7 protein-coding genes are annotated in these 10673 nt (G+C 69.9%); 5 read left to right on the plus strand and 2 right to left on the minus strand.

Annotated elements, in window-relative coordinates:
- Positions 1–275: 275 nt before the first annotated feature.
- The 4 genes from DVR05_RS24535 to DVR05_RS24550 all read left to right on the plus strand — a co-directional run bounded on the left by DVR05_RS24535 (position 276) and on the right by DVR05_RS24550 (position 5388).
- Positions 276–1118, plus strand: coding sequence for a nitrilase-related carbon-nitrogen hydrolase (locus DVR05_RS24535; RefSeq protein ID WP_116248277.1), 843 nt, complete (start codon positions 276–278; stop codon positions 1116–1118).
- A gap of 9 nt (positions 1119–1127) precedes the next feature.
- Positions 1128–2534 carry a dihydropyrimidinase gene (gene hydA / locus DVR05_RS24540; RefSeq protein ID WP_116248278.1) on the plus strand — a complete coding sequence of 469 codons (1407 nt, stop codon included), beginning with the start codon at positions 1128–1130 and terminating at the stop codon, positions 2532–2534.
- Between the two features lie 14 nt (positions 2535–2548).
- On the plus strand, positions 2549–3577 hold the full coding sequence (locus tag DVR05_RS24545; protein WP_116248279.1) for a TIGR03842 family LLM class F420-dependent oxidoreductase: 1029 nt from the start codon (positions 2549–2551) through the stop codon (positions 3575–3577).
- 239 nt (positions 3578–3816) lie between these two features.
- On the plus strand, positions 3817–5388 hold the full coding sequence (locus tag DVR05_RS24550; protein WP_116248280.1) for an NCS1 family nucleobase:cation symporter-1: 1572 nt from the start codon (positions 3817–3819) through the stop codon (positions 5386–5388).
- A 51-nt stretch (positions 5389–5439) separates the two neighbouring features.
- Here DVR05_RS24550 and DVR05_RS26805 read toward each other — a convergent pair whose 3' ends face one another.
- Positions 5440–5610 (minus strand): hypothetical protein, encoded by a 171-nt coding sequence (locus DVR05_RS26805; protein WP_157982538.1) that lies wholly within the window; start codon positions 5608–5610, stop codon positions 5440–5442.
- Between the two features lie 1109 nt (positions 5611–6719).
- On the opposite strand from DVR05_RS26805, the gene DVR05_RS24555 reads away from it, so the two are divergent.
- The gene (locus DVR05_RS24555; protein WP_232832297.1) at positions 6720–8318 is read left to right on the plus strand and encodes a glycosyltransferase family 2 protein; all 1599 of its coding nucleotides are present in this window, start codon (positions 6720–6722) and stop codon (positions 8316–8318) included.
- 61 nt (positions 8319–8379) lie between these two features.
- Here DVR05_RS24555 and DVR05_RS24560 read toward each other — a convergent pair whose 3' ends face one another.
- Entirely contained in the window at positions 8380–10461 is a 2082-nt protein-coding gene (locus DVR05_RS24560) for an acyltransferase family protein (protein WP_116248282.1), read from the minus strand.
- Positions 10462–10673: the final 212 nt, after the last annotated feature.

A 10673-nucleotide genomic window follows, 5' to 3' on the forward strand; every position in this document is an offset into this window, starting at 1 on the left:
GGCCAGATCAGCGTCAAACCTGGTGCTTCCTCCGAATTCCAAGACCCGCACAACGGACATTACTCCCCATCCGTCACATTGGCGAATATACGCAACACGACAGAATCACGTCCGCAAGAATGTCGGACGTTGACCGGCCATTCCCCCCTTCCCTAAGGTGCGACGGCACGCGCAGCACCTGCTCCCACCCCCCGTGCGAACAGGCGATACGCGGGCACTTCAGGCGTTCTTGGCCGCCCGGACCGGGCGGCGCTCAGCGAGGAGCGAGGGAACACATGCCGCACACCGTCCGTGCCGCACTCGTCCAGACCGAGTGGACCGGCGACACCGAATCCATGCTCTCCGCCCACGAGAAGTACGCGCGCGACGCCGCCGCGCAGGGGGCGGGGATCATCGGGTTCCAGGAGGTCTTCAACGCCCCCTACTTCTGCCAGGTGCAGGAGCCCGAGCACCACCGCTGGGCCGAACCCGTGCCCGACGGCCCCACGATCACCCGCTTCCAGGCCCTGGCCAAGGAACTCGGCATGGTGATGGTGCTGCCGGTCTTCGAGATCGACAAGCCCGGCTTCTACTACAACACCGCCGCCGTCATCGACGCCGACGGCAGTTATCTCGGCAAGTACCGCAAGCACCACATCCCCCAGGTCAAGGGCTTCTGGGAGAAGTACTACTTCCGCCCCGGCAACCTCGGCTGGCCGGTCTTCGACACCGCCGTCGGCCGGGTCGGCGTCTACATCTGCTACGACCGCCACTTCCCCGAGGGGTGGCGCGCGCTCGGGCTCGGCGGGGCCCAGATCGTGTACAACCCCTCGGCCACCAGCCGCGGCCTCTCGGCCTACCTGTGGAAACTCGAACAGCCCGCGTCGGCCGTCGCCAACGCCTACTACGTGGCCGCGATCAACCGCGTGGGCGTCGAGGAGTACGGCGACAACGACTTCTACGGCACGAGCTACTTCGTCGACCCGCGCGGACAGTTCGTCGGCGACGTCGCCTCCGACGCCGAGGCGGAACTGGTCGTGCGCGACCTCGACCTCGACATGATCGACGAGGTCCGCCAGCAGTGGGCGTTCTACCGCGACCGGCGCCCGGACGCCTACGGCCCGCTGGTCCAGGGATAGGAGGCGAACATGGCACGCACCGTCATCCGAGGCGGCCTGGTCGTCACCGCGGCGGAGGAGGTCGAGGCCGATGTCCTGATCGAGGGCGAACGGGTCGCCGCCCTGGCCCTGCGCGGCACCGAGACCGCCCAGACCTGGGCGCGCGGCGACGCCGCCGTCATCGACGCCACCGGTCACTACGTCATCCCGGGCGGCGTGGACGCGCACACCCACATGGAGATGCCGTTCGGCGGCACCCAGTCGGCCGACACCTTCGAGACCGGCACCCGGGCCGCGGCCTGGGGCGGCACCACCACCATCGTCGACTTCGCCATCCAGAGCCCCGGCCAGTCCGTCCGCTCCGGCGTGGACACGTGGATGGCCAAGGCGGACGGCAGGTGCGCGGTCGACTACGCCTTCCACGCCATCCTGTCCGACGTCAACGAGTCCTCCCTCAAGGAGATGGACGTCCTGGTGGACGAGGGTGTCACCTCGTTCAAGCTGTTCATGGCCTACCCGGGTGTCTTCTACAGCGACGACGGTCAGATCCTGCGCGCGATGCAGCGCGGCGCCGCCAACGGCGCGCTGACGATGATGCACGCGGAGAACGGCATCGCCATCGACGTCCTGGTGGAGCAGGCCCTGGCCGAGGGCCGCACCGACCCGCGCCACCACGGCGAGGTCCGCAAGGCGCTGTTGGAGTCGGAGGCCACCCACCGCGCGATCCAGCTCGCCCGGGTGGCCGGGGCGCCGCTGTACGTCGTGCACGTGTCAGCGGGCGAGGCGGTCGAGGAACTGGCACGGGCCCGGGACAAGGGGCTCAACGTGTTCGGCGAGACCTGCCCGCAGTACCTGTTCCTGTCCACGGACAACCTGGCCGAGCCGGGGTTCGAGGGCGCCAAGTACGTGTGCTCCACGCCGCTGCGCCCCAAGGAGCACCAGGAGTTCCTGTGGCGGGCGCTGCGCACCAACGACCTGTCCGTGGTCTCCACCGACCACTGCCCGTTCTGCTTCACCGGGCAGAAGGACCTGGGCGTGGGCGACTTCTCCAAGATCCCCAACGGCATGCCGGGCGTGGAGAACCGGATGGACCTGCTGCACCAGGCGGTGGTGGACGGCCGCATCAGCAGGCGGCGGTGGATCGAGATCGCCTGCGCCACCCCCGCCCGCATGTTCGGACTCCACCCCAGGAAGGGCACCCTGGCTCCGGGCGCGGACGCGGACGTCGTCGTCTACGACCCGAACGCCGAACAGGTCATCTCCGCCGAGACCCACCACATGAACGTGGACTACTCGGCCTACGAGGGAAAGCGCGTCACCGGCAGGGCCCGGACGGTGCTGTCGCGCGGACGCGTGGTGGTCGACGACGGAACCTACCTGGGCGAGGCCGGGCACGGCCGGTACGTGCCCCGGTCCACCTGCCAGTACCTGGTCTGAGGAGGAGGAACAGCATGGACATCGGACTCGTCCTACAGACCGATCCGCCCGCCGACCTGCTGGTGGAGCGGATGGCGCGCGCCGACGGGCTCGGGTTCACCCACGGGTGGACCTTCGACTCGGTGGTGCTGTGGCAGGAGCCGTTCGTCATCTACAGCCGCATCCTGGAGCGCACGGAGAACCTGGTCGTCGGACCGATGGTGACCAACCCGAGCACCCGGACGTGGGAGGTGACCGCCTCGCTCTTCGCCACGCTCAACGACATGTTCGGGAACCGGACGGTGTGCGGGATCGGGCGCGGCGACTCGGCGATGCGCGTGGCGGGGCGCAGACCCGCGACCCTGGCCCGCCTGGACAGGGCGATGCGGGCGATCAAGGACCTGGCCGAGGGACGGGAGGCGGACGTCGACGGGGCGTCGATGCGCATCCCGTGGGTGCGGGACGGCGCCCTGCCGGTGTGGATGGGCGCCTACGGGCCCAAGGCGCTGGACCTGGCGGGGCGCCGGGCCGACGGGTTCATCCTGCAACTGGCCGACCCGTACCTGACCGAGTGGATGGTCAAGGCGGTGCGGGCCGCGGCGGCGGACGCCGGTCGGGACCCGGACGAGGTGACCGTGTGCGTAGCGGCGCCCGCCTACGTCACGGACGGCTCGGCGGAGGGGCTGGCGCACGCGCGGGAACAGTGCCGGTGGTTCGGCGGGATGGTGGGCAACCACGTCGCCGACCTGGTGGAGCGGTACGGCGAGCGCTCGGGGGCGGTGCCGGAGGAGCTGACCGACTACATCCGCGCCAGGAGGGGCTACGACTACAGCCACCACGGCCGGGCGGGCAACCCGGACACCGAGTTCGTGCCCGACCCGATCGTGGACCGGTTCTGCCTGCTCGGCCCGGTGGAGGAGCACGTCGCGAAACTGGAGCGGCTGCGCGAGGCGGGGGTCGACCAGTTCGCGGTGTACGCGATGCACGACGACGTGGACGGGGTCATCGACGCCTACGGCCGCGAGGTGATCCCGGCGGTGTCCGCGGCCCCGACGCGGCCCTGAAACACGGAGTCAACACGGGTCTCGCAGACTGTCCGACGTGCGAGCCGAACCACGGCCCGGGGGCCCGGGGGTCCCCGGGCCCCTACCCCCGGAGCCCCTCACCGACGTGCGAGGATGACCGGCGGACCGGACGCATCCGGACAGGCTCCACCGGCCCCGTCGGCACGGCTCCGACGCCGTGCCCGGGCCCGCCGTTCACCTCACGATCCCCCATCAGCACCACCGAAACCAGGTGTCACGTGACCCACGCTCCCCCCTCCCCCGAACCCACCACCGCCCTCTCCCCCGTCACCCACCCCGACGGGCGCGTGTCCATGCCCGACGGCCGGAACCTGCCCGAGGGCCCCTTCGTCAACGACGACCTGCACCCGGTGCCCATGTCCTGGCGCACCTGGGGCACCGGAAGCTTCACCGCCCTGTGGGTGAGCATGTCGGTCAACCTGCCCGCCTGGACCCTCGCCAGCGGCCTGATCGCCGTGGGGATGGACTGGCGGCAGGCCGTCCTGACCATCGCCCTGGGCAACCTCATCGTGCTGGTGCCGATGGTCCTCACCGGCCACGCGGGGGCGAAGTACGGCATCCCCTTCCCCGTGTTCGCGCGTGCGTCGTTCGGGCTGCGCGGGGCCAACCTGCCCGCGCTGATCCGCGGTGCCGTGGCGTGCGGGTGGTACGGCATCCAGACGTGGATCGGCGGCCAGGGCGTGTACATCCTCGCGGGCCGCGTGTTCGGCGACGGCTGGAGCGGCGCGGCCGAGATCGGCGGCCAGCCGTGGACGATGTGGCTGTCCTTCGGTCTGTTCTGGGTGGCCCAGCTCGGGATCATCCTGTGGGGCATGGAGGGCGTGCGCAGGGTCCAGGTGTGGGCCGCCCCGCTCATGCTGGTCGGCGGTGTCGCGCTGCTGGGGTGGATGGTCGTCCAGGCTGGCGGTTTCGGTCCGCTGCTGGCGGTCAACTCCGATCTCGGCTGGGGCCCGGAGTTCTGGGCGCTGTTCTTCCCGTCCCTGATGGCGATGATCGGGTTCTGGGCGACGCTGAGCCTGAACATCAGCGACTTCACGCGGTTCTCGTCCTCACAGCGCGCCCAGGTGCTGGGCCAGACGTTCGGCCTGCCCACCACGATGGCGGCGTTCGCGCTGCTGGCCGTGATGGTCACGGCGGGCACGCAGGCGGTCTACGGGGCTCCGCTGTGGGACCCGGTGGACATCGTGGCGGAGATGTCGAACGGGATCGCGCTGCTGTTCGCGATCTTCGTGGTACTGCTGGCGACCGTGTCGACCAACATCGCCGCGAACCTGGTCGGACCCGCCTACGACCTGGCCAACCTGAAGCCGAAGCTGATCAGCTTCCGGACCGGCGCGGTGATCACGTGCGTCGTCAGCGTCGCGATCTTCCCCTGGAAGCTGATCTCGGACCCGAACGTGTACATCTTCACCTGGCTCGGCACGGTCGGCGGCGTGCTCGGCACCGTGGGCGGCATCCTCGTCGCCGACTACTGGCTGCTGCGCCGGACCCGCATGGACCTGCCCGCGCTGTACACCCGCGGCTCGGAGTACTGGTACACGGGCGGGTGGAACTGGCGTGCGCTGGCGGCCTTCACCGTGGGCGCGGTGCTGGCGGTCGGCGGTTCCCACTCGGCGCCGGGCGAGGGCCCCTTCCCCGAGGACGGGATGATCCCGTTCCTGGCCCCGCTGGCCGACTACGGGTGGGCCGTCGGGTTCGTGTCCGCGCTGCTCATCCACTGGACCCTGGGACTGCTGTCGCCTGAGGCGCGGGCCGGGTCCGCGCGGGCCGCGGAGACGTCGACGGACTGATCCGGCGACGAGGGGGCCACCGGTACGGGCGACCGGTGGCCCCGCAGCGTGTCAGAGGCGCCACCAGGGCAGCGGGTAGGCGCCCTCGGGAACATCCTTGGGGATGGGTCTGACCCGGGTGGGGACCCGGAGTTCGGCGGCCTCCCAGGCCGCGCCCAGGCGCTGGTCCCACTCGTCGGTGAAGTGGTCGTAGGCGCCCACCCAGGCGTTCACCTCGCCCACCCGGGGGCCGTCGTCGGTGTAGAACGTGTCCTACCCGCGTGAAGGCGTAGGGGGACTCCCGCGAGACCTTGCGCGCGATGTCCGCGAGCTCCTCCCGCTGCTCGGGCGGCACCAGGTCGGTGTTGGTCTTCCTGACGTGCCTGCCGGTCTCGACGGGGTTCCAGTCGGCGTCGAACCAGCGGTAACTGGCCGGGGTTCCGGAGCGGCCCGGCCGCCCCCGGCGTTGCAGAACCAGGGCGATATCCCCCCTGGAAAGTGTAGGATCTCAGGTCGTCGGGGACCCCGTCGCCCGCGACCAGCGGCTCCTCGAGTATCCACACGTCGGGGAAGCCGCGTCTGTCCAAGGCGTCACGACCACGGGCCACGATCTGGTCGAAGGTCCCGCTCTTCTTCGCGACCGCGTCGTACCACGCCCCCTCCTTCGGTCTGAGCACCATGACGCCGACGGCGCTGCATCCGTCGAGGGGTTTGAGGGCCACGGGGCGTTTCAGGTGCTTCGGCGTGAGTTTGTCGATACCCCGAAGGACTCCGTGCACCTTCGCGTGGGGGACCCCGATACGGTCGAGGAAAAGACAGGCGCCGAGTTTGGTTGACACCCGATAGAACTCGGCGTCGGGATTCAACTCCATTTTCTGGAGGAATTCCCTGCACTTGCAGAAGAACGAGGGGGGCTTCGATGGTATCCGAGGGTGGACTGCGTTGGATAACCATCGACATCGATCATGCGTTTGAACCAACCCTACTCACCCCTCCGAGCGGCGACCGTAGCGGCCCGGCCTCCTTGCCGCCATCCGCCGACCCGTCTCCGTAACCGCCCCGGGCCTGGCGCCAAGGACGCTGATCAGACCCCATCCGCCACCGGGGACGGAAAAGCGGACGCGTCGAGTAGACTTCGCCCGAGGTCACGAAGGTGCACCGCGCGATCACCCTCCGCCCGCCTCCCGGAACCCCGGAGAGACCGCCCACGCGAGCGCGGCCACGGCATTTCGCGGGCACGGATGAGACCTCCGCCACATCGACCAGTGCACTATCTCAACGCCGATTCGGCGTCACCCGAGCCGCAGAGCCGACGGCTCCGCCCAGCACTGCCGCGCAGAATGGAGAGTTTCGTGGACAGAGACGACCAGAACGCCGATTCCGCGGTCGCGGGAAACGGCACCGTCCCCAGGGTCAAACGCAATGACTACGGTTCTCTGGTCGTGCCCGCCCTCGGCTCCTGGACGCCGCGGCTGAGTGTCAGCGTGGTGATCCCCGCACACGGGCACGCGGACAAGCTCGAACTGGTCCTGGCGTCCCTGGCCGCCCAGAGTTACCCGTCGCACCTGATGGAGGTCATCGTGGTGGACGACGGGAGCAACCCTCCGCTCAGCCTTCCCGAGATCCGGCCGGAGCGCACCAGGATCATCCCGCCGGCGCCGGGCGGTTGGGGCTCGCCCAACGCGGTCAACACGGGCGTGGCCGCCTCCGAGGGCGACGTCGTACTGCGGCTGGACTCCGACATGCTGGTCTACCACGACCACGTCGAGTCCCAGATGCGCTGGCACCACGTGACCGACCACGCCGTGGCGATGGGCCACAAACTCTTCGTCGACTACGAGCCCGGGTGCCGCACCGCCGAGGAGGTCCACAAGGCGGTGCTGGCCGGGAAGGCCGGTGAGCTGTTCGACAGGGACGGCGCCGACCCCCACTGGGTGGACAGGGTGATCCTGCCCACCGACAACCTCCGGTCCGCGGACCACACCGCCTACCGGGTCTTCGTCGGAGCCACGGGATCGCTGCACCGCGCGCTTTTCGACGAGGCGGGCGGGCTGAACACCAGACTGCTCCTGGGCGGCGACTCCGAGTTCGCCTACCGGGTGGCCCAGCAAGGGGCGGTGTTCGTCCCCGACCTCGACAGCAGCAGCTGGCACCTGGGGCGTTCCCAGATGCAGTCCCGGCAGGTCGAGGGCAGGCGCTACCGCATCCCCTACGTGGCCAACCTCGTGCCCGAGTTCGATCCGCGCCGCAAGCTCCAGGGCCGCCACTGGGAGGTCCCCTTCGTGGACGTCGTGCTGGAGGTCGGGGACTCGTCCGCCGACGACGTCGACGCCGCCATCGTGCGTCTGCTCGCCGGGAACGTGGACGACATCAGGATCACCCTCGTCGGTGACTGGCCGGAGGACGACGGCGAGCGCCGCGACCTCCTCGACGACCCGTTCTTCGAGCCCCGACTGACCCTGGAGAACTACCGGTGCGAGCCCCGCGTACGGTTCGCGGACGCCGTCCCCGAGCCCGACCCCCGCGTGCCCTTCCGGCTGCGCCTGTCGTCCGGATGCCGCCCCACCCGTAACGCCGTCCAAATCCTGACGGACACCGCCAACGAGGAGCGGGTGGGACTGATCGAGATCGACTACGCCGACGGCGCCACCGCCCGGCTGGAGCGCAACTCCGCCTTCGCCCGTGCCCGGAGAGTGGCTCGGGACGGCGAGGACCTCGACCGGGTCGTGGCGGAGGTCCACGGAACCCTGCGGGTGGACGCCGAGGAGCTGGGTGTGCGGACCCCCGGCAGCGAGTACAAGCCGATCAAGGACTGGCAGAAACAGCTCAACGAGGCCCGGGAGCAGGCCGCCGAGTACAGGGAGCAGGTCCGGACCCTGAAGAGGCGACTGGCCAGGTCCCCCCTGGGCCTGGCCGGGCGGGTGGCGCGCAAGGTGGGTCTGCGCGGCTGACCGTACCAACGGCCCGGAACATCCGGTGGCGGGGGGCGACGCGCGCGTCGCCCCCCGCTCCTCACCAACCGGTCGCCTCCAGGACGGCGGCCTCCAGCATCGGGGTCAGGGTCCGCGAGAAGGTCTGCGTCATGTGGGTGGCGTCGCTGTAGACCATCACGTTGCCCAGGACAGCGGGGCACTCACCACCGGGGCAGACGTACTCGGTCAGGTCGACGAAGGTGACGTTGTCCGGGACGTAGTCCAGCTTCTGGGTGGGGTCCACCTCCGCCTGCGTTCGGTAGGCGGACTCCACGCACTCCTCACGGCTCTTCTCGGTCAGGCACTCGGGGATGCGCTCGCTGCGCCGGGGCAGGTCCCGGATACCGATGACGTCGGTCCCCATCTCCCGCAGCTGCTCCCAGCGCTCGATGAACCCGTCGTGGACCCTCTCGCCCCCGCCCGTCGCGCGGGTGGAGGAGGTGACGACGACGTCGGGGCGGATCCGCTCCAGCTCGACCATCGCCTCCTCCCGCCACTGGATGCACTCGGTGAAGACCTCGCCGTCCCGCATCGGAGTCTCCGTGGCGAACTGGCAGCCGCTCTTGGTGATGTTCACCAGGTGCCAGCCGTGCTTCTCCACGATGTCCAGCATCGGCGGGAACCAATGGGCCGTGCGCGAGGCTCCGACGAGGGCGATCGTGTGCTCTGACGTCTCGTCTCCGTACTCGCAGACGATCGCGTGCTTTCCGGAGAGCCGCGCGTCGCAACCGTCGGGGTAGATCGACGGGACGTCCGCGCGACCCGCGGGGTCGGGGTAGACGGGTGCCTCCGGCAGGTTCTCGGCCAACTCGGGGTTGGCCACCACCGCGGCGCCCGGGTAGTTGGCCGGATCGGCGGCCAGCGCCTCCAGGCGCCGCTGTTCGACGGTCAGGTCGGTGTACCACAGGGACGAGGCGACCAGGACAGGCACCAGGAACGCCGCGGCGATCCCCCAGTCCCGCCTCGTGCCGGGCTTGGTCCGGGAGAGGCCCTCCACCCGGTCACCGACCAGCTTGTTGGTGATCCAGGCCAGGATGAGCGAGGTGACCAGGACATAGCAGCCGCCCTTGAGACTGGGCATGTTCCGTTCGGTGACCTGGAGGTAGAACACCAGGACCGGCCAGTGCCACAGGTAGAGGCTGTAGGAGAGGTCAGCCAGCACCGACAGCGGGCGCGACACGAGCCACCGGTCGGCACCCCACTTGCTGCCCGTCGTCCCGGCCAGGATCACCATGATGGCCGCGCCGGTGGGCCACAGCGCCACGTACCCCGGGAACATCGTGGACACCGGGACGAGGGCGCCGCACAGGGCCAAGGCCGCAAGACCCGTCCAGCCCAGCAGGACGCGCAGGCGGAGGGGCAGGTTCAGGTAGGGCAGGACCAGGGCGAAGAGACCGCCGAGGGCGAGTTCCCACAACCGCGCGCCGCTGTCGAAGTAGGCCCAGGGCTGGTTGGCCTCCGTCATGTAGACGGAGTAGGCCAGCGACAGGGCGAAGACCCCGCCCAGGACGAACAGCAGCACCCGCCGGGGGTCGCGCCCGGCGCGAGCGGCGATGAACGCCGCCAGGGTGACCAGAACCGGGGCGATGACGTAGAACTGGCCCTGGACGGACAGGGACCAGATGTGCTGGAGCGGACTGGCGGAGTCGTTGTCGGCCAGGTAGTCCACCGAGTTCAGGGCGAGCACCCAGTTCTCGTGGTAGAGCACCGAGGCCACGACCTCGCGCAGGACGCCCCGCCACCGCGCGGCGGGCAACCAGAGGAAGGTCGCGACCATGACACCGACCAGGACGACCGCCATCGTCGGCAGGAGGCGTCTGGCCAGCCGCGCCCAGAAGGCGGGGAACCCGATCCGCCCGCGTCGCTCCACCGACCGGAGCAGCGATCCGGTGATGAGGAACCCGGTGAGCAGTAGGAAGACGTCCACGCCGCCGGAAACCGTACCGAACCAGATGTGGTAGACCGCCACGAGGAGCACCGCGATCGCGCGCAGGCCCTGGATCTCGGGTCGGTATGCGCCTCCCGTGCCCTTGGCGTGCTCGTGAGTGGAGGACGTGGGCGCACCGGCGGCGCCCGCCCGTGGGGATGCTCCCCTCTCTGGTGGGAGACTCGTGGTCGTCATGAAACGGCCGCTTTCCTCGTGCTTCAGGGGATGTCAGGGGGATGAACGGTCGGGGCCGTCGGACCGCGACGACCCCGGGGATCTGATCGGTGCGTCACCGCCGGGCGGTCAGAGAACGGAGATGTTCTCGGGGTCGGAGGTGGGTGTGTCCGCCTCGGTTGAGCGTCGCAACACACCGCGGGTGTCCAGCAACAACCGCGCGTACTCGGCCA

This window comes from Nocardiopsis sp. FIRDI 009, assembly GCF_003386285.1.
Classification (GTDB): Bacteria; Actinomycetota; Actinomycetes; order Streptosporangiales; family Streptosporangiaceae; genus Nocardiopsis.

Excerpts from the sequence above, each read along its gene's own strand:
- DVR05_RS24535 (WP_116248277.1), top strand. The coding sequence starts at position 276 with ATGCCGCACACCGTCCGTGCCGCACTCGTCCAGACCGAGTGGACCGGC.
- hydA (WP_116248278.1), top strand. The coding sequence starts at position 1,128 with ATGGCACGCACCGTCATCCGAGGCGGCCTGGTCGTCACCGCGGCGGAG.
- DVR05_RS24545 (WP_116248279.1), top strand. The coding sequence starts at position 2,549 with ATGGACATCGGACTCGTCCTACAGACCGATCCGCCCGCCGACCTGCTG.
- DVR05_RS24560 (WP_116248282.1), bottom strand. The coding sequence starts at position 10,461 with ATGACGACCACGAGTCTCCCACCAGAGAGGGGAGCATCCCCACGGGCG.